Source organism: Microbacterium wangchenii, assembly GCF_004564355.1.
Lineage (GTDB): Bacteria > Actinomycetota > Actinomycetes > Actinomycetales > Microbacteriaceae > Microbacterium > Microbacterium wangchenii.
The window spans coordinates 2,801,804-2,823,332 of record NZ_CP038266.1 but is presented as its reverse complement, the minus strand read 5'-3'; the positions used below and the strand labels follow the sequence as shown (position 1 = coordinate 2,823,332).

The window sequence follows — 21,529 nt, the reverse complement described above, 5'->3', positions numbered from 1 at the left end:
CCATTCCACGAGGAGAGAAGTCATGAACATCGGAAACCGCGACGATCTGGGCCTGAAGGACTCGTCCGGCTGTGCATGCTGCTCGAGTGCTGAAACGCCCGCCGGTGCCGACGCCTCGGCGTCCGCGGTGACCTCGGAGGTGCTGGTGTCCGGCATGACGTGCTCGCACTGCGTTCTCAGCGTCACGGAGGAGCTGACCGCGATCGACGGCGTCGAGGGCGTGTCGGTGGACCTGAACGCCGGTGGGGCCTCGCGCGTGTCGATCCGCAGTGCCGCTCCGATCGACGCCGCCGTCGTGGAGGCAGCGGTCCAGGAGGCCGGCTACACCCTGGCCGGCAGCCCGTCATGAGCGCCGTCGATGTCGAGCTCGACATCACGGGGATGACCTGCGCGTCGTGCGCGACGCGGATCGAGCGCAAGCTCAACAAACTGCCGGGCGTGGAGGCGACGGTCAACTACGCCACGGAGAAGGCCCGCGTGCGCGGGGACGACGTCGACCCCGCCGCGCTCATCGCCGCGGTCGAATCCGCCGGCTACCACGCCGCACTTCCCGCGCCGCCTCCCGCGGACGACGTCGAGATCGCGGATCCTGCGGACGCGCGACTGGTGTCGCTGCGCCAGCGCTTGCTGATCAGCACGGCCCTGGCGGTGCCCGTCGCGCTCCTGTCGATGCTCCCCGCTCTGCAGTTCACCAACTGGCAGTGGCTGGCCCTGACCCTGACCGCCCCGGTGGCGGTGTGGGGTGCGTGGCCCTTCCACCGAGCCGCGGCGATCAATGCCCGCCATGGCGCCGCCACGATGGACACCCTCATCAGCGTGGGGGTCATCGCCGCGTTCGGATGGTCGCTGTACGCCCTGTTCTTCGGCGGTGCCGGGATGCCGGGCATGACGATGACCTTCCGCCTGCTCGGAACCCCGACCGGCGGCGGCGACGAGCTGTACCTCGAGGTCGCGGCCCTGGTGACGGTGTTCATCCTGGCGGGCAGGTACGCCGAGGCCCGCGCCCGCACGTCGTCCGCGGAGGCCCTGCGGGCACTCCTGGAACTGGGCGCGAAAGACGCCGTGAAGATCGTCGGCGGCGCGGAACAGCGGGTGCCGGTCGCGCAGCTCGTCGTGGGAGATGTCGTGCTCGTGCGTCCGGGGGAGAAGATCCCCTCCGACGGACTCGTGGTCGACGGCTCCTCCGCGATCGACGCCGGCATGCTCACGGGCGAGTCCACGCCCGTCGAGGTGGCGGTCGGATCGCGCGTGGTCGGCGGCACCGTCAACGTCGGCGGACGCCTGACGGTGGAGATCACGCGCGTGGGTGCCGACACCGAACTGGCGCGGATGCGGCGCCTCATGGAGGAAGCGCAGACCGGCAAGGCCGAGGTCCAGCGCCTCGCTGACCGCGTCTCCGCCGTCTTCGTGCCGGTCGTGATCGTCCTGGCGATCGCCGCCTTCGCGGGCTGGTTGATCGCCGGCGCGTCGATGGAGGTCGCCTTCACCGCGGCGGTGGCGACGCTCATCATCGCGTGCCCCTGCGCTCTGGGTCTGGCAACCCCCACAGCGCTGCTCGTCGGCACGGGGCGGGGCTCGCAGCTGGGCGTCCTCATCCGCGGTCCGCAGGTGCTGGAGCAGACCCGCAAGGTCGACACGATCGTGCTGGACAAGACCGGCACCGTCACCACCGGCACCATGACCGTCACCGCCGTGCACCCCGCACCCGGAGTCGCCCGCAGCGACCTGCTCGCCGCGGCCGCCGCGGTGGAGTCGGGTTCGGAGCATCCGGTCGCCCGCGCCATCGTGAACGAGGCCGTCGCCGAGACCGGCACCGTCTCTCCCGCCGAGACCTTCGACTCGCACGCCGGCTTCGGCGTGCAGGGCATCGTCGCAGGATCCCTGGTCGTCGCCGGACGCCCGTCGTGGCTGCAGGACCAGTGGGGCATCCGTCCCGCTGACGCGCTGCAGCAGGAGGCGGACACCCTGGCCGCCGGGGGCGCGACGGTCGTCGCCGTCGGCCGCGACGGCCGGCACCTGGGGATCATCGCCGTGGCCGACACGGTCAAGCCCACCAGTGCCGAGGCGGTCGCCCGATTCCGCGCGCTGGGGATGACCCCCGTGCTCCTCACCGGTGACAACGAGGGCGCCGCCCGCGAGATCGCGGCACGAGTGGGCATCGACCAGGTGCACGCCGCGGTCACCCCGGCCGGCAAGCTCGAGGTCGTCCGGCGCCTGCAGGAGGACGGACACGTCGTGGCGATGGTCGGCGACGGCGTCAACGACGCCGCCGCGCTCGCCGCCGCCGACCTGGGGCTCGCGATGGGCGGGGGCACGGACGCGGCCATCGCCGCGAGCGACATCACCGTGGTCTCCGGCGACCTGCTCGTCGTGGCCGACGCGATCCGGCTGGCCCGCCGCACCCTGGGCACCATCAAGGGCAACCTGTTCTGGGCGTTCGCGTACAACGTCGCGGCGATCCCGGTGGCGATGGCCGGGCTGCTCAATCCGCTCGTCGCCGCGGCCGCGATGGCGCTGTCCTCCGTGTTCGTGGTGACCAACAGCCTGCGGCTGCGCGGATTCCGGCCCCTGCCGGCCGGCGCATCCGCGGGCGCCGCGGACCGATCCCGCATGCCTGCCGGGGTCTGATCCGCCTTTCCCAGCTGTGGAGGGAGCTCGCATGAGCCAGCACGACCACCACCACGTCGACCACGCCGACCACGCCGGCCACGAAGCCCACGAAGACCACGCCGGCCACGCCGGCCACGCCGGCCACGTCGCGCGCTTCCGCCGGCTGTTCTGGATCATGCTGGTCTTCGCCGTGCCGGTCGTGGCGTTCTCGGGCATGTTCTCGATGCTGCTGGGGTACCCGCTGCCGGACGCGCCATGGGCGGACTGGATCTCGCCGGTGCTCGGTACCGTCATGTACGCGTGGGGCGGGGCACCCTTCCTCACCGGCGCCGTCAGTGAACTGCGCGCCCGCACGCCCGGCATGATGCTCCTGATCGGCCTGGCCATCACCGTCGCGTTCGTCGCATCCTGGGGCGCGAGCCTGGGGGTGCTGCACCACGAGCTGGACTTCTGGTGGGAGCTGGCGCTGCTGATCGTCATCATGCTCCTCGGGCACTGGATCGAGATGCGGTCCCTGGCAGAGGCGACGTCCGCCCTGGATTCCCTCGCCGCGCTGCTTCCCGACGAGGCGCACCGGGTCGACGGCGACACGATCGTTCCCGTCTCCCCGTCCGAGCTGCACGTCGGCGACGTGGTCGTCGTCCGCCCCGGCGGGCGTGTTCCCGCCGACGGCCGGGTCGTGCAGGGATCGGCGAGCATGGACGAGTCGATGATCACCGGCGAGTCCCGGCCCGTGCTCCGTCGAGACGGCGACCCGGTCGTCGCCGGCACGGTGGCCACCGACTCGGGCCTGCGCATCCGCGTGACCGCGATCGGCGAGGACACCGCGCTGGCGGGTATCCGGCGGCTGGTCACCGAGGCGCAGAACTCCTCCTCCCGAGCGCAGCGCCTGGCTGATCGGGCTGCGGGATGGCTCTTCTGGTTCGCCCTCGTCGCCGCCGCGATCACCGCCACGGTGTGGACGGTCATCGGCCTGCCCGATCAGGCCGTCGTGCGCACGATCACGGTTCTGGTCATCGCGTGTCCGCACGCGCTGGGCCTGGCGATCCCGCTGGTGGTGTCCATCGCGACCGAGCGAGCCGCGCGGGCGGGCGTGCTCGTGAAAGACCGCCTCGCACTGGAGGCGATGCGCACCGTGGACACCGTTGTGTTCGACAAGACCGGCACCCTCACCATGGGCGCCCCCGCCGTGACGGCGGTGTCTCCGGCGGAGGAGTTCGACGAGGATCGGCTCGTGTCGCTGGCTGCTGCCGCAGAGTCGGATTCGGAGCACCCCTTGGCCCGTGCGATCGTCGCCGCGGCCCGCGCGAAGAACCTCCCCGTGCCGGCTGCGAAGGATTTCGTCTCCTCGCCCGCCGTGGGCGTGCGGGCCGACGTGGACGGCCGGGTGGTGCAGGTCGGCGGCCCGTCTCTGCTCGAGGAGGCCGGTGCGCGCGAACTGCCGATCGCGGAGGGGTGGCGTGAGGAGGGTGCGATCATCCTGCACGTCCTCGTCGACGGGCGGGTCGCCGGGGCGCTGCGCCTGGCGGATGAGATCCGCCCCGAGTCCCGGCAGGCCGTCGCCGCACTCCAGAGCCGCGGCGTCGAGGTGGTGATGATCACCGGGGATGCCGAAGCGGTCGCCGCATCCGTGGCCGCAGACCTCGGCATCGCGCGGTTCTTCGCCGGCGTGCGCCCGGAGGACAAGTCGTCGAAGGTGAAGCAGCTGCAGGACGAGGGTCACACCGTCGCGATGGTCGGCGATGGTGTCAACGACGCGCCCGCCCTCGCCCAGGCCGACGTCGGCATCGCGATCGGCGCGGGAACCGACGTGGCCATCGCGTCAGCGGGAGTCATCCTCGCCAGCGACGATCCGCGGTCGGTGCTGTCGGTGATCGAGCTCTCGCGCGCGTCGTATCGCAAGATGGCGCAGAACCTGTGGTGGGCGGCCGGCTACAACCTCATCTCGGTGCCGCTGGCCGCCGGCATCCTGGCTCCGATCGGGTTCGTGCTGCCGATGTCGGTGGGGGCCATCCTGATGTCGCTGTCCACCATCGTCGTCGCCCTCAACGCCCAGTTGCTGCGGCGGTTGGACCTGCGCCCCGACGCGGTCCTCGCCCCGCGCGCCGACGACGCACGCGTGCGCCACTAGGCGGCAGGCGCGGTGCGAGGGGACTGATGGCGGAGGATGGGGGATTCGAACCCCCGAGGGCTTGCACCCAACACGCTTTCCAAGCGTGCGCCATAGGCCACTAGGCGAATCCTCCTGAGGCCCCGGAGGGCCGCCGACCATCCTACCCGTAAGCGCGGCGCCGCCCGAACCGCAGGGGAAGGTCAGCGGGCGGTGGCCGGCTCCGGCGGGTGCGCGTAGGCGGACCCCGGGCGGATCACGAGAGACCGCGGGACCGCGACCGACAGGATGCGCCGCCACGGGGTGACGCGCGCGAGCAGCCCGGTACGCGCTTCCGCCAGAGCGGGTGCGAGGCCGCCGCCGTGTTCGAAACGGGAGGCGGCACCGTAGCTGGAGCGCTCGATCGCAGCCACGAGCACGCCGACGGCGTTCTCGGACGCGCCGTGGTCACGCGTGAGCCGCGCCCCGAAGGCGCGCGGGGACTCCGCGCCGGGAACCGGGATCCCCAGATCGATGGCCAGTTCCTGAAGGGCGAGCCATGCCGCCCCCGCGTCGCCGCCCTCCGCTGCCTGGACGGCCCTGCGCCGACGGGCCTCGCGCAGGACGCCGGGCAGTGCCAGTACCGCCAGCAGCAGCATCCCGGTGCCCACACCCGGCCACGGGCCCACACCGCCTGTCGTCGTCGTGCCCCCGCCCCCGGCTTGCAGGTCGTCCTGGGGACGCGCGCCGGCTGTCGGCGAAGCCGTCGGGCCCGCCTCCGGCTGCAGCGCGTCCTCCGGCGCCCCGTCGGCGGGCGCCCCTGCACCCGCTGCGCTGGCCGAGGAGAAGCTCGTGGGCGACCCGAGGCTGTTCGTGGGCTCGAAGGGCACCCAGCCCACGCCCGGGAAGTGCACCTCCGGCCATGAGTGCAGTTGGCTGCTGGAGACGGCGTAGACCGTCTCGCCGTCGGTGGATTCGTTCGTGCTCACTCCAGGGAGGTAGCCCACGACGATTCGGGAGGGCATGTCGAGGGTGCGCGCCATGAGCGCGAACGCGGAGGCGAAGTGGACGCAGTAGCCCTGTCGCACGGCGAGGAAGTCGGCGACGGCCAGCGCGCCGGAGCCGTCGAACCCCTCCTCCACGGGGGCCTCGAGGGAGTACTCGAACTCGGAACTGCGGAACCACGCCTGCAGATCCTGCAGGGCCTCGAAGTCGCTCTGGGCGTCGGCGGTCACCTCGCGAGCGGTCTGTTCGATGATCGCCGGCAGATCGTCGGGAAGGAGGTAGGACTCCTCGCGCACCTGCCCGCCGGCCTCGATCCCGCTGATCTGCTCGAGCGTGGGCCGGGGCACGGTGCTCTCGACGTCGTACCCCTGACCCTGCGTCGATCCGCTGCGGGCCAGGACGGTGCGGTTCTGGGCGAGGGCCCCCCACGCTCCATCGAGCCCGGTCACCGTCGTCGCCGGGAACGGCACCGGCAGCCAGGGGGAGTTCAGATCCACGATCTCCACGGTGGCGCGCTGCTCCTCCAGCTCGATGCCGGGGGCGACCTCCACTGCGGGAAAGGACTCCTCGTCCGCTGCCAGGGGCGTCGTGCGCCCGGTGTCGGGCTCCCACACCGAGCCGTCGAAGTCGGAGAGCGTGACCGCGCGAAGGTAGGGCGCGTCGGAGGCGGAGGAGCGGACGGTCAGCACCTGCGTCTCGCGGGGCTGGCGCAGGTCGTCGCCGAGCTCGAGAGTCGGGTCGATCGTGGATCCGGTGCCCAGGCCTCCCGAGCCGGCCCGGGCGAGAGGGGAGGGCAGGAGCGGGGTGGCCACAACCGCCGCCACGACCGCGACCGCCCCGATCGCCAGTGCCGTGGCCGTCGCGCCGACCGAGCGGCGCGGCTCGTCGGCTCCTGCGGCGTACCCGCCTCCGCCGCGCACAGACGGGGCATCCGGCTCGCGATGGCGCGCGCGGGTGTCGATGCGAAGGAGGAACAACACGCTGACGGAGAGGACGACGAACCCGACCAGGTCGATCTCGCCGGGCACGGCGATGGAGGGGATCAGCGAGATCGCCACGAGGGCGACCCCGGCAAGCAGCGGCATGCGCGCGGTCAACACCACGTGATCGATCGCGAGGGCAACCAGGCCCACGGCGGCCACCAGGACGAACGTCAGCGGCACGCCCGGCTCCAGGGGAGCTGCGCCCAGGACGATCTCCTCGACGCCGGCCGACACCAGCACCGGGACGGTCGCGAAGGTGTCAGGGGTCGGGACCATCCACAGCACGGCGGAGGAACGGCCGAACATCACCGTGAGCAGGAGGACCCACACCACCCCCTCGAGCGCGGCCACGGCCACTCCAGGCAGCCGCATCCCGCGGCCCAGGACGCCGGTGGCCAGCACCGCCGCGGCCAGGCCCAGGGCAGCGGCCAGCCACCATCCGCTGTCGATCACCCGCAGCAGCGGCAGCGTGGCGCCCACCAGCGCGGCGAGCACTCCGGCCGCGAGCAGGACGTCGGTGCGCCGTGCCCACGGCGCCCGGTCGCGGGCGCCGCCTCGCGCCCCCCACGCCTCAGTGGACACGCGCCGGCCCCCTGTCGACGGCTTGGTCCCACGCCGCTGCGATGTCCTCGTCGTCGGCGATGGCGGCTGCGCACCATCCGGCCATGCGCAGCCGGTCCACGGCGTCCGAGGCGGCTCCGACTCCGAGGAGAACGGGCAGTGCGGAGTGGTGGGCGAGGGGGGCGAGCGCCTCGGTGTCGCCCGCGGAGAGGCGTCCGGTGACCACGACGACGGGCCCGGTCACCACGCCGGCGAACAGCGCCGCGACGCGGGTGAGGTCATCGCCCTTACGGGTCGTGAGAGTGGCCAGCTGCGCGGCCAGCGCCTCGACGTCGAAGACCTCCCCGCCGGCGAGCGGGTCCGACAGCGCCACGCCGTTGGAGTCCATCAGCTCGACGCTGTACCCCTCCCGCACGAGCTGCATCACCGCCGACACCGCCGCCGACACACCGGTCTCGAACGCGGGGTCCAGGCCCGGCGCGAGGATCGCGTCCGAACCCCAGCGCAGCACGCCGCGGTCGAGCACGACGCTGGCTTCCGGGGTCGCCTCCTGCTCCTCCTGGCGCACCATCAGCGTGTCGCGGTGCGCGGTCGCCCGCCAGTGGATGCGCCGCATCGAGTCGCCCGGCGCGTACGGCCGGGCGACGAGATTGTCCGCGCCCTGCCCCAGCTGCGCCGTCGTGGCCTGGAGCATCCCGCCCGCCTCACCGGGCGCGGTGGGCAGCGTGGACAGTTCGACGATCGCCGGGGCGATGGTGACGCGGGTCCGCCCACCGAGGGAGAACCGCCGGCGGGCCAGGCCGAACGGATCGGTGGCCGTGACGACGAGGGGGCCGAGGGAGTGGATGCCGCGGGCCCGGCCATGCACGGTGTAACTCAGCTCGACGCTCCCGTCGCCACCGCGGAGCCCGGAGCCCAGGGCGGGGAAGATGCCGCGGGCGCGGCCGGTCAGGCCGGGGGGCAGGGTGTCCTCCCACGTCCCGGGTGCCGTCGGCAGCGCCGAGCGCATCCCGGCCCGTACGCGCACGGTGCTCTCCCGCCCGACGGCGGCGACGTCGGGGACGAGGGAGCGCGAGACGGCCTCCGTGCGCCGCGCCGTGAACAGCGACACGACGCTCCCGGCGACCACGACCAGCAGCAGCACGCCGAAGTACAACAGCTCGCCGATGCCGGCCTCATGGGCGATGAGGAACGCCAGGACGGCGAGGGCCACGGCCCCCGTGCCGCGGGCGGTCAGTGGCCACAGACGTCTCATCGCCGGCTCACATCCGCGCGGCCAGCGGCACCCGCACCGACCCGGCGATCCGTTCCAGCGTCGAGGCGACCACTTCGGCCGAGGGCCGGCCGCCGGCGGCGGCGCGGCTGGGAATGAGACGGTGCGCGAAGACGGGGGAGAGCAGCGCGGTCACGTCGTCGGGGATGACGAACGCGCGCCCGTCCAGGGCCGCCCACACCTTCGCCGCACGCACCAGCTGCAGCGTGGCGCGCGGGCTCGCGCCCAGGCGCAGGTCGGGGTGCGTGCGCGTGGCGTGGGCCAGCGCGACGGCGTAGTCCTCCACGGCGGGTGACACATGGACGGCTCGCGCCCACGCGATCAGCTGCGTCACGCGCGCGGCGGTGACCACGGGGCGGATCGCCTCGAGCGGGTTGACGCTGTCGCGCTGGCGCAGCATGAGCGCCTCGCTGCGTGCATCCGGGTAGCCCATGGAGATGCGCATCATGAAGCGGTCGCGCTGAGCCTCGGGCAGCGCGTACGTGCCCTCCATCTCCAGGGGATTCTGTGTCGCGACGACGAGGAACGGATCGGGGAGCAGGTGCGTGCGGCCGTCGACGGTGACCTGCTGCTCCTCCATCGCCTCCAGCAGAGCCGACTGCGTCTTGGGGGAGGAGCGGTTGATCTCGTCGGCGATGACGACATTGGCGAAGATGGCGCCGGGTTTGAACTCGAACTCGCGGTCGACCGGATTGAACACCGAGACCCCGGTGACATCGCCGGGCAGGAGATCCGGCGTGAACTGGATGCGTCGCACGCTCGCATCCACCGAGGCGGCCAGCGCGCGCGCCAGCATCGTCTTGCCGACGCCGGGCACGTCCTCGATCAGGAGGTGTCCCTCCGCGAGAAGCGCCACGAGAGCGGAGCGGACAGCATCGGGCTTGCCGTCGATCACGCGCGACATCGACGCGACGATGCTGTCGGTGATCCGCCCGAAGTCGTCCGGGGTGAGCGGCCCGGATGCGGAGTCGGGCGATGTCGTCGCAGTCTCGTTCATGAATCCCTCGGGTCCGGGGAGGAGGCGTCGTCGCCGGTCGTGACCCGATCGTAACCCCGGTTTCGACCCTCGGGGCTGGGAGAAGTCTGCCCTTGTCGCACGCGGGAGGGCGTGGCAGGGCGGCGCCGCCGGTGAGCCCGCGTTGGCCGCAGGCCCAGTCGACCGTTACACTGGAGCCGGCTCTCCGCGTGACGGCATCCAGGCCAACTCCCCCAGGACGGAAACGTAGCAAGGGTAACCAGGCTCTGCTGGGTGCGCGGAGAGTCTTATTTTTGTCCCGGCCCGGGCCCCTCCGCCCGCGGGATCGCCGCCGTAGGGTGGACGCGTGGCGCAGAGCATCTACATCACCTCGGCAGAGGGAAACTCGGGCAAATCCAGCGTGGCCCTGGGAGTTCTCGACGCGCTCAGCCACGCCACCCCCCGCGTGGGAGTGTTCCGCCCCATCGCACGATCGACGGCCGAGCGCGACTACGTGCTGGAGATGCTGCTCGATCACGACGGCGTCGACCTCGAGTACGACGAGTGCGTGGGGGTCACCTACGACGACGTGCGCGGCGACCCGGATGCGGCGCTGGCGAGGATCGTCGAACGGTACAAGGCCGTCCAGGCCCAGTGCGATGCGGTCGTGGTCATCGGCAGCGACTACACGGATGTGTCCAGTCCCGCCGAACTCGCCTACAACGGGCGCATCGCGGCGAATCTCGGCGCCCCGGTGCTCCTCGTCGTCGGCGGGCGAGCTCAGCACGGCCAGAGCGAGCAGCTCGGCTCCAGCACGCCCCGCACGCCCGAGCAGGTCGGCCAGGCCGCGGCACTGGCCCTGGTCGAACTGACCCACGAGCGCGCCGAACTCCTGGCCGTGGTCGTCAACCGCGCCGATCCCGAGGCGCTGGACGACATCGTCGCGTCCGTGCGGGCCGTCCTCGGCGTCGACAGCGCCCGTGCCACGCCGGGCCGCGACGTCCCGGTGTGGGCGCTCCCCGAAGACCGCTTCCTCGTCGCCCCGTCGGTGCGCGGGGTCCTGCGCTCGGTCGGCGGCGAGCTCATCAAGGGCGATCCCGCCCTGCTCACGCGCGAGGTGCTCGGCGTCGTGGTGGCCGGCATGTCGATGGTCAACGTGCTGCCGCGGCTGACCGAGTCCTCGATCGTGGTGATCCCCGCCGATCGCGCCGAGGTGCTCCTGGCAGCACTCCTGGCCAACGCGTCGGGCACCTTCCCCTCCCTGGCGGGCATCGTGCTCAACGGCGGCTTCCCGCTGCCCGAACCGGTCGATCGCCTCATCGACGGCCTCGGCTCGTCGCTGCCGATCATCGCCACCGATCTCGGCACCTACGACACGGCCGTGCGGGTGATGAACACCCGCGGCCGTCTCGCCGCCGACTCCCAGCGCCGCTACGACACCGCGCTGGCGCTCTTCGAGCGCCACGTCGACACCGGCGAGCTCACGCGCCTGCTCGGCGTGGCGGAGCCCACCGTCGTCACGCCGCTGATGTTCGAGTACGGCCTCGTGGAGCGCGCGCGCCGCCACCGCCGTCACATCGTGCTGCCCGAGGGCAGCGACGACCGCGTGCTGCGTGCGGCGGCCACCGTGCTCGCGCGCGGCATCGCCGACCTGACGATCCTCGGCGAGGAGATCGAGGTGCGGAACCGGGCGACCGAGCTCGGGATCGACCTGCGCGAAGCCCGCGTGGTCAGCCCCTTCGACGCCGTGTACGTCGACCGGTTCGCGCGCGAGTACGAACGCCTGCGCGCGCACAAGGGCATGACCTACCAGCGCGCCGCCGACACCGTGACCGACGTGTCGTACTTCGGCACCCTCATGGTCCACCTCGGGCTGGCCGACGGCATGGTCTCCGGCGCCGCTCACACCACGGCGCACACGATCCGTCCGGCCTTCGAGATCATCAAGACCCGGCCGGGGGTCTCCGTGGTCTCCAGCGTCTTCCTGATGGCTCTGGCCGACCGGGTGCTCGTGTACGGCGACTGCGCCGTCATCCCCGACCCCACGAGCGAGCAGCTGGCCGACATCGCGATCTCCTCGGCGGCGACCGCCGAGCAGTTCGGCATCGCGCCGCGCGTGGCGATGCTGTCGTACTCCACCGGAGAATCGGGCACCGGCGCCGACGTGGAGAAGGTCCGCACCGCCACCGCGCTCGTGCGCGAGCGGGCGCCCGAGCTGCTGGTGGAGGGGCCCATCCAATACGACGCCGCCGCCGACGCGGCCGTGGCCAAGGCGAAGATGCCCGGATCCGACGTGGCCGGCCGGGCCACCGTGTTCGTCTTCCCCGACCTGAACACCGGGAACAACACCTACAAGGCCGTGCAGCGCTCCGCCGGTGCGGTGGCGATCGGGCCCGTGCTGCAGGGGTTGAACAAGCCCATCAACGACCTCTCCCGCGGTGCGCTCGTGGAAGACATCGTCAACACCATCGCGATCACGGCGATCCAGGCCCAGGCCGACGGCGCCACCGGGGAGGCAGGCACACCATGAGCGATGTCCTCGTGATCAATTCCGGATCGTCCTCCATCAAGTACCAGCTGCTGGACGGCGACTCCGAGCAGGTGCTCGCGAAAGGGCTCGTGGAGCGCATCGGGCAGGAGTCCGGGCTCGCCCGGCACACCGTCACGGCCGCCGCGCTGGCCGGAGGCTCCGACGGCGTCTCCTTCACCGTGACCGACGCCACCTCCGAGATCCGCCGCGCGATCCCCGATCACACGGCGGGGTTCCAGGTCATGCTCGAGGCCTTCGCGCAGCACGGGCCGTCACTCTCCGAGCGCGCCCCCGTCGCGGTGGGGCATCGCGTCGTGCACGGGGGAGCGCGGTTCTACGAGCCGACGCTGGTGACCCCGCTCGTGGAGATCAACATCGACGAGCTGTCGGTCCTGGCGCCGCTGCACAACCCGGCGAACCTCGCCGGGATCGTCGCCGCCCGCAAGGCGTTCCCCGATGTGCCGCACGTGGCGGTGTTCGACACGGCGTTCCACCAGACCCTTTCCCCCGCCGCGTACACGTACGCGATCGACACGCAGCTGGCCGAGGCCCACCGCGTCCGCCGGTACGGGTTCCATGGCACGAGCCACCAGTTCGTCAGCGAGTCCGCCGCCGCCTTCCTCGGCCGGCCCCTCGGCGAGCTGAAGCAGATCGTCTTCCACCTCGGCAACGGAGCGTCGGCTACCGCGATCGATGGCGGACGGTCGGTGGAGACCTCGATGGGGCTCACGCCCCTGGAGGGCCTGGTGATGGGGACCCGCTCGGGCGACCTGGATCCGGCCGTTCTCCTGCACCTGGCCCGGCGCGCGGACATGTCGATCAGCGATCTGGACGACCTGCTGAACAAGCGCTCGGGACTGCTGGGTCTCGCCGGCGTCAGCGACATGCGCGACATCCGCGCGGGCGTGGACGCGGGCGACGTGCGGATCACGCGTGCATGGGACGTCTACATCCATCGTCTGCGTGCGTACGCGGGCGCCTACCTCGCCCAGCTCGGTGGGGTCGACGTCATCTCCTTCACCGCGGGCGTGGGGGAGAACACCCCGGAGGTGCGCTCCGAGTCGCTCGCGACGTTCGGATTCGCCGGCATCGAGATCGACCCGGCGCGCAACACCGCACCCGAGCGGGGGACGCGGGTCATCTCCACGGACGCCTCGGCGGTGACGGTGCTCGTCGTGCCCACCAACGAAGAGCTCGAGATCGCGCGGCAGACGCTGCAGGTCGCGGGCGGCTGAGTGTTCCGTGCGGGTGTCCCATGCGCAGCGCAATCCCTCGCCTCGGGCCCGTATCGGCTGACTACGCTGATGCGGTGACCGACGGAAACCCCGACAGCCTGCCCGATCTCACCGCCTACGACGCCGTCCTGTTCGACCTGGACGGCGTGCTCACTCCGACCGCCGAGGTGCACATGCACGCGTGGCGGACGATGTTCGAGGAGCTGTTCGCGCAGTGGGACATCCGCCCGCCCTACACCGACCGCGATTACTTCGAGTACCTCGACGGCAAGAAGCGATACGACGGCGTGGCCAGCCTCCTGCGCAGCCGTGACGTCGAGGTGCCGTGGGGGGACCCCGCAGACCCGCCCACCGCCGACACCGTCTGCGGCATCGGCAACCGCAAGAACGTGGTCTTCGCCGCCGTGCTGCGCTCGGAGGGGATCTCTCCCTATCCCGGCTCGGTGCGCCTGGTGGACAGGCTGCTCGCCGCACACGTGCCGATCGCCGTGGTGTCCAGTTCGAAGAACGCCGAAGAGGTGCTCGAGGCGGCAGGTATCCGCGATCGGTTCACGGTCGTCATGGACGGCGTCGTCGCCGAGCGCGATCACCTCCGTTCCAAGCCCGCCCCCGACGTGTTCCTCGAGGCCGCGCGGATGCTGGGAGTCGACCCGGCGCGCTCGGTCGCCGTGGAAGACGCCCTCAGCGGGGTGCAGTCGGCCGCGGCCGGCGGCTTCGCGGTCGTGATCGGGGTCGATCGTGGCGTCGGCGGCGAGAATCTCACGCGAGCCGGCGCCAGCGTCGTCGTCGATGACCTCGCGGCCTTCGTAGACTGACCATCCGAAGCATCCCGAACTTCGCCAGGAAGGCAGCACATGATCGATCGCGGTCGATTCCCCGTCGACGAGTGGCGGCTCATCGAAACAGAGGGCTCGCTCGACGACGCCGGGGTGACCGAGACGCTCTTCTCCGTCGGCAACGGCTACCTCGGTCTGCGTGGGAACTACCCCGAGGGGCGCTTCGCACAGGAGCAGGGCACCTTCATCAACGGCTTCCACGAGATCTTCCCGATCCGTCACGCCGAGCGGGCGTACGGGTTCGCCGAGGTGGGGCAGACCATCATCAACGCGCCGGATGCGAAGGTCATGCGCGTCTACGTCGACGATGAGCCGCTCTCCTTCGACGTGGCCGACGTCCGCGAGTACGAACGCGTTCTCGACATGCGCGAGGGCGTGCTGCGCCGGCGCCTGCTGTGGGTCACGCCGTCGGGCAAGCAGGTGGAGATCGAGGACGAACGGATGGTGTCGTTCGAGGAGAAGCACCTCGCCGTCATGCGGCTCACGGTCACCGTCATCAACGACGACGCCCCCGTCACCATCAGCTCGCAGCTGATCAACCGCCAGGACGGCGAGGGGATCTACGGCGGCTCGCCGATGGGCGTGCGGAAGAACCGCGCCGGGTTCGATCCGCGCCAGCCGGACAAGCTGCAGGAGCGGGTTCTGCAACCGCAGGACTACTGGCAGGACGAGGAGCGCTCGGCGCTGAGCTACCGCGTGAGCGAGTCGGGGATGACCCTCGCGGTCATCGCCGACCATCTCGTCGACACCGACAACGAGTACTCGGCCCGCCGCCTCATCGAACCCGACATCGCCAAGAACGTGTTCCGTGTGCAGGCGAAGGCGGGCGTGCCGACCACGCTGACGAAGATCGTCAGCTACCACACGTCCCGCGGCGTCCCCGCCGGAGAACTCATCGACCGGTGCCGCCGCGGCCTCGACCGCGCCGAGGCGCTGGGCGTGGAGGAGCTGTTCGCACGTCAGCGCACGTGGCTGGACGCATTCTGGGAGCGCTCCGACGTGCGCATCGAGGGCCACCCCGACCTGCAGCAGGCGACCCGCTGGTGCCTCTTCCAGCTCGCTCAGGCCGCCGCCCGCGCCGACGGGCAGGGCGTTCCCGCCAAGGGCGTGACCGGTTCGGGGTACTCGGGCCACTACTTCTGGGACACCGAGATCTACGTGCTGCCGTTCCTGGCGTACACGACGCCGCTGTGGGCACGCAACGCGCTGCGGATGCGGTACCTGATGCTGCCGGCCGCCCGCAAGCGCGCGCATCAGCTCAACGAGGCGGGCGCGCTGTTCCCGTGGCGCACCATCAACGGCGAGGAGGCGTCGGCGTACTACGCGGCAGGCACCGCGCAGTACCACATCAACGCCGACGTCAGCTACGCCGTGGCCAAGTACGTGCGCGCCACCGGCGACGTCGACTTCCTCGATTCCGAAGGCGTCGACATCGCCGTGGACACCGCGCGGCTGTGGGCGACCCTGGGGTTCTGGCGCTCGAGCGACGGGGTGATCGACGGGGAGAACGAGACCTTCCACATCCACGGTGTGACCGGACCCGACGAATACACCACGGTGGTCAACGACAACCTGTTCACCAACGTCATGGCGCGCTTCAACCTCCGATTCGCCGCCCACACGGTGCGCGAGATGCAGGAGGCCGATCACGACGCCTACCTCCGCATGGTCGACCGGATGAACCTCGACCCCTCCGAGCCGGAGATGTGGGAGCGCGCCGCCGAGGCGATGCACATCCCCTACAGCGAAGCCCTCGGCATCCACCCCCAGGATGCGGTGTTCCTCGAGCGGGAGATCTGGGATCTCGAGCACACGCCGCCGGATCAGCGACCGCTGCTGCTGCACTTCCACCCGCTGGTGATCTACCGCTACCAGGTGCTCAAGCAGGCCGACGTCGTGCTGGCGCTGTTCCTGCAGGGCGACAACTTCACCGCCGACGAGAAGCTCGCCGACTTCGAGTACTACGACCCGCTGACCACGGGCGACTCGACGCTGTCGGCCGTCGTGCAGTCGATCCTGGCGGCCGAGGTGGGCTATCAGAACCTCGCCCTGGAGTACTTCCGCGACGCCCTGTTCGTCGACCTCGGCGACCTGCACCACAACGCCGCCGACGGCGTGCACGTCGCCTCCGCCGGCGGGGTGTGGACGGCGCTGGTGGCCGGTTTCGGCGGCATGCGCGACCACCTCGGCGAACTCACGTTCGACCCGAGGCTGCCGGCCGAGTGGCCGTCGCTGTCGTACGTGCTGCACTGGCACGGCACGCGGCTGGACGTGACGCTGACCCGCGACCTGCTCACGATCGAGGCGGGGGAGGGCGACCCGGTGCAGTTCTCGGTGCGCGGGGTCGGATACACCGTCCACGGGGGCGGCCGAGCCGAGGTCCCGCTGCGCGGTCAGGGGCCGGTCATCCCCGGCAAGCCGTCGCTGCGTCAGTTCGCCGATGCCCGCCGGGAGGACGGGACCCTGCTGTCGGCGTCCGTGCCCACCGTCACCACTTCCATCCCCGTCATCGAGGATGCGGAGGCGCAGGCCGGCGCGACGCTCGGCGCCGTCGACGACTGAGCTGCAGCGGACTCACTCGTCGCGGATCGCGGCCAGGGCGGCTTCGGCGAGGGCGTGGTCGGTCACGAGGCTCGTCATGAGGCCGGCCTTGGCGATGGCACGGATCGCCTCGGCCTTCTCCTCGCCTCCGGCCACGGCCATGACGCGGGGGACGGCGTGCAGCTCCTCGTGCGAGATCGAGACGGTGCGACGCTGGAACTCCGGGTCGACGAGGGAGCCGTCCTCGCGGACGAGGATGCCGGCCACGTCGGCGACGCATCCCCGCGCGGTGGCGTGGGCGACGTCGTCGGGTGCCAGCACTTCGCGCACCTGGGTGACCGGCGGGTTCCAGCTGCCCACCGAGACCACCGCGGTGGTGACCTGGGGGAACAGGCGCAGCGCCTTCTGGATGTCGGGATGCTGTTTGAGGTTGTCGGCGGTCTCGGCGTCCTTGACGAACAGGGGCGAGAAGATCGGGTACACCGCGCCGCCGGCGCGCTGGGACGCCTCGCGGACCAGCTCGACGGGGGAGGCTCCCATCTCGCCGCTGACGAAGCCGGTGAGCTGGACAACGGTGACCCGCGGCAGCGCGCTCAGCTGCGACGTCGTCGCGGTGAGAGAGCGACCCCACGTCAGCCCCAGGACCTCGCCGTCCGACAGTGTCGCGCTGAGCACCTCCGCCGCCGTGGCGCCCAGCTGCTGGCGCACGTTGTCCCGCGTGCCGTGCGAACGCACCACGTGGCACTCCCGCAGGTCCAGTGCTGCGCGCAGTTCCTCGCTGAGCAGAGGGTCGGGCAGTCCGTGGTCGTGCACGGCGATCGTGACCACCCCCTCTTCGCGCGCGCGGGTGAGGAGGCGGGCGACTTTGAACCGCGAGATCCCGAGGCGCTCGGCGATGTCGACACGGGGAAGATCTTCGAGGTAGTAGAGCCGCGCGACCATCCCGAGGAGCGCGCGATCAGCGACGGTGTTCTCGCCGGCGCTCGTTTGAGCGCGCAAGGGGCGCTGTTCTTGCATATGTGACCTCGATGGGTATGATCGCTGAAGACAGCCGCTCAAGATTGAACTGGCACTGCTCATATGAGCACGATCAGGCCGAGCGCGTCAAGACCCGCACCAAAGGAGTACGCCCGTGAGCGACGATGACGTCACCTTCCCCTCCTTCGCCCGCCGGTCCCCCGCTCCCGCCTGAGCCCCTCGCCGGCTCGACAGGCGCCGCCTTCGGGCGCCGTACGCGCTGACGCCGCCGAGCCCACTCGACACAGCCCCTCACGACAGTCCCAATGAAATCGGAGCGAACATGACCGAGATCCCCCGAACCATGAACGCCAGCGTCCTGACCGAGGTCCAGTCGATCGCGGTCGAGCAGCGTCCCGTTCCGGCGGTCGCCCCCGACGAGGTGCTCGTCCAGGTCGCCGCCGTCGGCGTGTGCGGATCGGACGTGCACTACTACCAGCACGGCCGCATCGGCGACTTCGTCGTGGAGGCACCGATCATCCTCGGACACGAGCTGAGCGGACGCATCGTGGCGGTGGGCGACGACGTCGACCCCGCCCGCATCGGCCGCCGCGTCGCCGTCGAGCCGCAGCGGCCCTGCCGCGTGTGCGAGTTCTGCAAGGCGGGCCAGTACAACCTGTGCCCGAAGATGGAGTTCTTCGCGACGCCGCCCATCGACGGTGCGTTCTGCGAGTACGTCACCATCCAGGCCGACTTCGCCTTCGACATCCCCGACTCGATCAGCGACAACGCCGCGGCGCTCATGGAGCCGCTGTCGGTCGGGATCGCCGCCGCCCAGAAGGGCGGCGTCAAGGTCGGCGACCGCGTCCTCATCGCCGGCGGTGGCCCGATCGGCATCATCGCCGCGCAGGTGGCGCGCGCGTTCGGGGCGAGCGAGGTCATCGTCTCCGACATCAACCCCTCCCGTCGCGAGCTCGCGCAGCAGTACGGAGTGACGCGTGTGGTCGACCCGGCGGCGGAGTCCCTGGACGGCCTGGACGCCCACGTCTTCATCGACGCATCCGGAGCGGCCCCGGCGATCCGGGCCGGAATCCGGGCCACGCGCCCCGGCGGCACCGTCGTCCTCGTCGGGAGCGCGGACGAGATCCCCTTCTCGGTGCCCGACGTCGCGATGCGCGAGATCAACGTCACCGGCATCTTCCGCTACACCGGGACGTGGCCCATCGCACGCACGCTCGTGGAGTCGGGCCAGGTCGACCTGGATTCGCTCGTGACCCACGTCTTCGGGCTCGAGCAGGTCGAAGAGGCGCTCACCGGAGACGGCGCGCTGGACAGCCTCAAGCGCATCGTGCGTCCCGGCGTCGCGCGGGTCGCGGATCCCGTGGCGGCGGCGCGGGGTGAGGCATGAGCGACACCCTGCTCTCGGTCCGGGGCGTCTCCAAGTCGTTCCCCGGTGTGAAGGCCCTCGACGACGTCTCCTTCGAGGTGCGTCCGGGCACCGTCCACGCGCTGTGCGGGGAGAACGGTGCCGGCAAGTCGACCCTCATGAAGATCATCAACGGCATCTACCAGCCCGACACCGGCGAGATCCGCGTGCGCGGCGAGGAGGTGCGGATCCGCAACCCCATCGAGGCGCGCGCGCAGGGGATCGCGATGATCGCGCAGGAGCTCAACTTCGTCCCCGAGATGACGATCGCGGAGAGCTTCTTCCTCGGACGCCTGCCGATGAAGTTCGGCAAGGTCGACTGGCGCCACATCCGCCGCGAGGCCCGCCGCATCCTGAAGGCGGAGGGTCTCGACTTCTCCATCAACCGGCGCCTGAGCACGCTCACGGTGTCGGAGATCCAGACGCTGGAGATCGTGCGGGCCGTCTACCACAGCGCCGACGTGCTGATCATGGACGAGCCGACCTCGGCCATCGCGCACAAAGAGGTCGAGTCGCTGTTCGCCAAGATCCGCGCACTGCGCGCCGAGGGCAAATCCATCATCTACATCTCGCACAAGATGGACGAGGTCTTCGAGCTGGCCGACGACATCAGCGTGCTCCGGGACGGCGCCGTCGTCAGCTCGCAGCGCGCCGATGAGATCACCTCGGCACAGGTCATCGCGCAGATGGTCGGCCGCGACCTGGACCACCAGTCGTATCCGAAGGAGCGCATCGAGATCGGCCCCACGGTCTTCCGGGCCTCCGGCCTGTCCAGCCGTCACCTGTTCGAGAACATCGATCTGGAGATCAAGGCCGGCGAGATCGTGGGTCTCGCGGGCCTCATCGGCGCCGGACGCAGCGAAGTGGTCAGGGCGATCTTCGGACTGGACTCGCTGGATGCCGGGACGATCGAGGTCGACGGCAAGCCCGCCGACATGTCCACCCCGCGCAAGGCGATCGCCAACGGCGTCGCGATGCTCTCCGAGGACCGGCGCCTGGTCGGCATCATCCCGAAGCTGAGCATCAAGAAGAACGCGACGCTGGCGAGCCTGCGCAAGGTGATCCACGGCGGCTTCGCCCACCCGCGCAAGGAGGAGAAGCTCGTCGAGGAGTACTTCTCCAAGATGAACGTCAAGGCGCCCAGCACCGAGACGCGCATCGAGTCCCTCAGCGGCGGCAACCAGCAGAAGGTGCTGCTCGCGCGGTGGCTCATCGCCGACCCCAAGGTGCTGCTGCTGGACGAACCGACCCGCGGCATCGACGTGGGCGCGAAGTACGAGATCTACAAGATCATGACCGAGCTCGCCCGGCAGGGGCGCGGCATCCTCATGATCTCTTCCGAGCTGCCTGAGCTGATCGGCATGTGCGACCGGATCTACGTCATGTCGGGCGGGCGCCTGACGGCGGAGCTGGAGCCCCCGCAGTTCTCGCAGGAGACGATTCTGAAATTCGCCATGAACGAAATCGAGGTGGCCTGACGTGCTGGAAAAGCTGAAATCCCTGGAGCTCAGCCGCTACTCCATATTCATCATCCTCGTGGTGGTGCTGGTAGCGGCGAGCATGCTGAGCCCGAACTTCCTCAGCACGGACAACGTGTTCAACGTGCTGCGCCAGGTCGCGGTCATCACGATCCTCGCCTACGGCGCCATGACGCTGATCATCGGCGGCATGATCGACCTGTCCGCCGGAGCGGTCATGGCCTTCGCGGGCGTGGCGTCGGTGATGGTCTACAAGTCCACCGGCAACCTCCTGTTCGGTGTGCTCGCGGGCATCGCCGTCGGCATGATCTGCAACCTCATCAACGCCTTCCTCGTGGCCACGCTGCGCACGCCCGCGTTCATCGTGACCCTCGGCATGATGCTGATGGCGCGCGGCGCCGTGCTGGAGCTGACGCAGGGCCAGAACGTCCTGCAGCTGGGCGACTTCATCCTCATCGGTCAGGGAAACCTCGGCTGGCTGCCGATCCCCGTGCTGATCCTCATCATCGTCACGATCGTGATCTGGTACCTCATGAACCAGACCCGCTACGGCCGCTCGGTGTACGCCGTCGGCGGTAACGAGGAGGCCGCACGGGCGGCGGGCATCGCGGTGGAGAAGGTGAAGTACCAGGCGTTCCTGGTCAACGGCGCCCTCGTCGGCATCGCCGGCGTCATCTTCATGTCGCGCGTGAACGCGGGGCTCCCCAACGCCGGAATCGGCTACGAGCTCCAGGCGATCACGGCACCCATCATCGGTGGTACGAGCTTCTCCGGCGGTGTCGGCACCGTCTTCGGGACGCTCGCCGGAGCGCTCATCGTCGGCGTGCTGGGCAACATCATGAACCTCATCGGCATCGGCTCCTACGTGCAGCAGATCGTGATGGGCCTCATCATCGTCGTCGCCGTGGCGTACGACGTCTTCAGCAAGCGGGGCAAGGCCCGCACGACGATCCTCAAGTCCGACGCGAAGGGCGACACGCTGCCCACCGCGCGGGAAGGAACAGTTCCAGCCGGAGGTGGGACAGCCGCATCCTGACTCGCATCACACGT

Annotated in this window: 14 protein-coding genes, 1 tRNA gene and 1 other RNA gene; 11 read left to right on the top strand and 5 right to left on the bottom strand. The window is 70.7% G+C overall.

What is annotated here, in order from left to right:
• The first annotated feature begins 22 nt into the window (after positions 1–22).
• From E4K62_RS13650 to E4K62_RS13640, 3 genes are read left to right on the top strand one after another with little or no spacing between them, the layout of a single operon-like run.
• Positions 23–349, top strand: coding sequence for a heavy-metal-associated domain-containing protein (locus E4K62_RS13650; RefSeq protein ID WP_135068313.1), 327 nt, complete (start codon positions 23–25; stop codon positions 347–349).
• A complete protein-coding gene (locus E4K62_RS13645; RefSeq protein WP_135068311.1) occupies positions 346–2,628 on the top strand; it encodes a heavy metal translocating P-type ATPase in 2,283 nt (760 codons plus the stop codon). The genes E4K62_RS13650 and E4K62_RS13645 overlap by 4 nt, the downstream gene beginning before the upstream one ends.
• Positions 2,629–2,659: 31 nt before the next feature.
• Positions 2,660–4,741, top strand: a complete 2,082-nt coding sequence (locus tag E4K62_RS13640; protein ID WP_135068309.1) for a heavy metal translocating P-type ATPase — start codon at positions 2,660–2,662, stop codon at positions 4,739–4,741.
• Between the two features lie 27 nt (positions 4,742–4,768).
• On the opposite strand, the gene E4K62_RS13635 is transcribed toward E4K62_RS13640, so the two are convergent.
• The 4 genes from E4K62_RS13635 to E4K62_RS13620 form a co-directional block, all read right to left on the bottom strand.
• Positions 4,769–4,856 (bottom strand) — tRNA-Ser (locus E4K62_RS13635).
• Positions 4,857–4,923: 67 nt separating this feature from the next.
• A complete protein-coding gene (locus E4K62_RS13630; protein ID WP_135068307.1) occupies positions 4,924–7,269 on the bottom strand; it encodes a transglutaminase TgpA family protein in 2,346 nt (781 codons plus the stop codon).
• A complete protein-coding gene (locus tag E4K62_RS13625; RefSeq protein WP_135068305.1) occupies positions 7,259–8,503 on the bottom strand; it encodes a DUF58 domain-containing protein in 1,245 nt (414 codons plus the stop codon). The genes E4K62_RS13630 and E4K62_RS13625 overlap by 11 nt, the downstream gene beginning before the upstream one ends.
• A 7-nt stretch (positions 8,504–8,510) precedes the next feature.
• Positions 8,511–9,518 (bottom strand): AAA family ATPase, encoded by a 1,008-nt coding sequence (locus E4K62_RS13620; protein WP_135068303.1) that lies wholly within the window; start codon positions 9,516–9,518, stop codon positions 8,511–8,513.
• A 175-nt stretch (positions 9,519–9,693) separates the two neighbouring features.
• On the opposite strand from E4K62_RS13620, the gene ffs reads away from it, so the two are divergent.
• The 5 genes from ffs to E4K62_RS13595 all read left to right on the top strand — a co-directional run bounded on the left by ffs (position 9,694) and on the right by E4K62_RS13595 (position 16,639).
• Positions 9,694–9,790: signal recognition particle sRNA small type (ffs, locus tag E4K62_RS13615), an RNA gene on the top strand.
• Positions 9,791–9,843: 53 nt separating this feature from the next.
• On the top strand, positions 9,844–12,006 hold the full coding sequence (pta, locus tag E4K62_RS13610; RefSeq protein ID WP_135068301.1) for a phosphate acetyltransferase: 2,163 nt from the start codon (positions 9,844–9,846) through the stop codon (positions 12,004–12,006).
• Positions 12,003–13,241: an acetate/propionate family kinase gene (locus E4K62_RS13605; protein WP_135068299.1), complete on the top strand. Its 1,239-nt coding sequence runs from the start codon at positions 12,003–12,005 to the stop codon at positions 13,239–13,241. The genes pta and E4K62_RS13605 overlap by 4 nt, the downstream gene beginning before the upstream one ends.
• Before the next feature lie 74 nt (positions 13,242–13,315).
• On the top strand, positions 13,316–14,056 hold the full coding sequence (locus E4K62_RS13600) for an HAD family hydrolase (RefSeq protein WP_240742699.1): 741 nt from the start codon (positions 13,316–13,318) through the stop codon (positions 14,054–14,056).
• Between the two features lie 39 nt (positions 14,057–14,095).
• Positions 14,096–16,639 (top strand): glycoside hydrolase family 65 protein, encoded by a 2,544-nt coding sequence (locus E4K62_RS13595; protein ID WP_135068295.1) that lies wholly within the window; start codon positions 14,096–14,098, stop codon positions 16,637–16,639.
• A 12-nt stretch (positions 16,640–16,651) separates the two neighbouring features.
• Here E4K62_RS13595 and E4K62_RS13590 read toward each other — a convergent pair whose 3' ends face one another.
• Positions 16,652–17,617, bottom strand: coding sequence for a sugar-binding transcriptional regulator (locus tag E4K62_RS13590; RefSeq protein ID WP_167747793.1), 966 nt, complete (start codon positions 17,615–17,617; stop codon positions 16,652–16,654).
• A gap of 301 nt (positions 17,618–17,918) precedes the next feature.
• Here E4K62_RS13590 and E4K62_RS13585 point away from each other — a divergent pair, with 301 nt between their 5' ends.
• The 3 genes from E4K62_RS13585 to E4K62_RS13575 are packed head-to-tail and all read left to right on the top strand — an operon-like array spanning position 17,919 to position 21,515.
• On the top strand, positions 17,919–18,983 hold the full coding sequence (locus E4K62_RS13585) for an NAD(P)-dependent alcohol dehydrogenase (RefSeq protein WP_135068291.1): 1,065 nt from the start codon (positions 17,919–17,921) through the stop codon (positions 18,981–18,983).
• The gene (locus E4K62_RS13580) at positions 18,980–20,479 is read left to right on the top strand and encodes a sugar ABC transporter ATP-binding protein (protein WP_135068289.1); all 1,500 of its coding nucleotides are present in this window, start codon (positions 18,980–18,982) and stop codon (positions 20,477–20,479) included. The genes E4K62_RS13585 and E4K62_RS13580 overlap by 4 nt, the downstream gene beginning before the upstream one ends.
• A gap of 1 nt (position 20,480) precedes the next feature.
• Entirely contained in the window at positions 20,481–21,515 is a 1,035-nt protein-coding gene (locus E4K62_RS13575) for an ABC transporter permease (RefSeq protein ID WP_187270404.1), read from the top strand.
• Positions 21,516–21,529 lie beyond the last annotated feature (14 nt).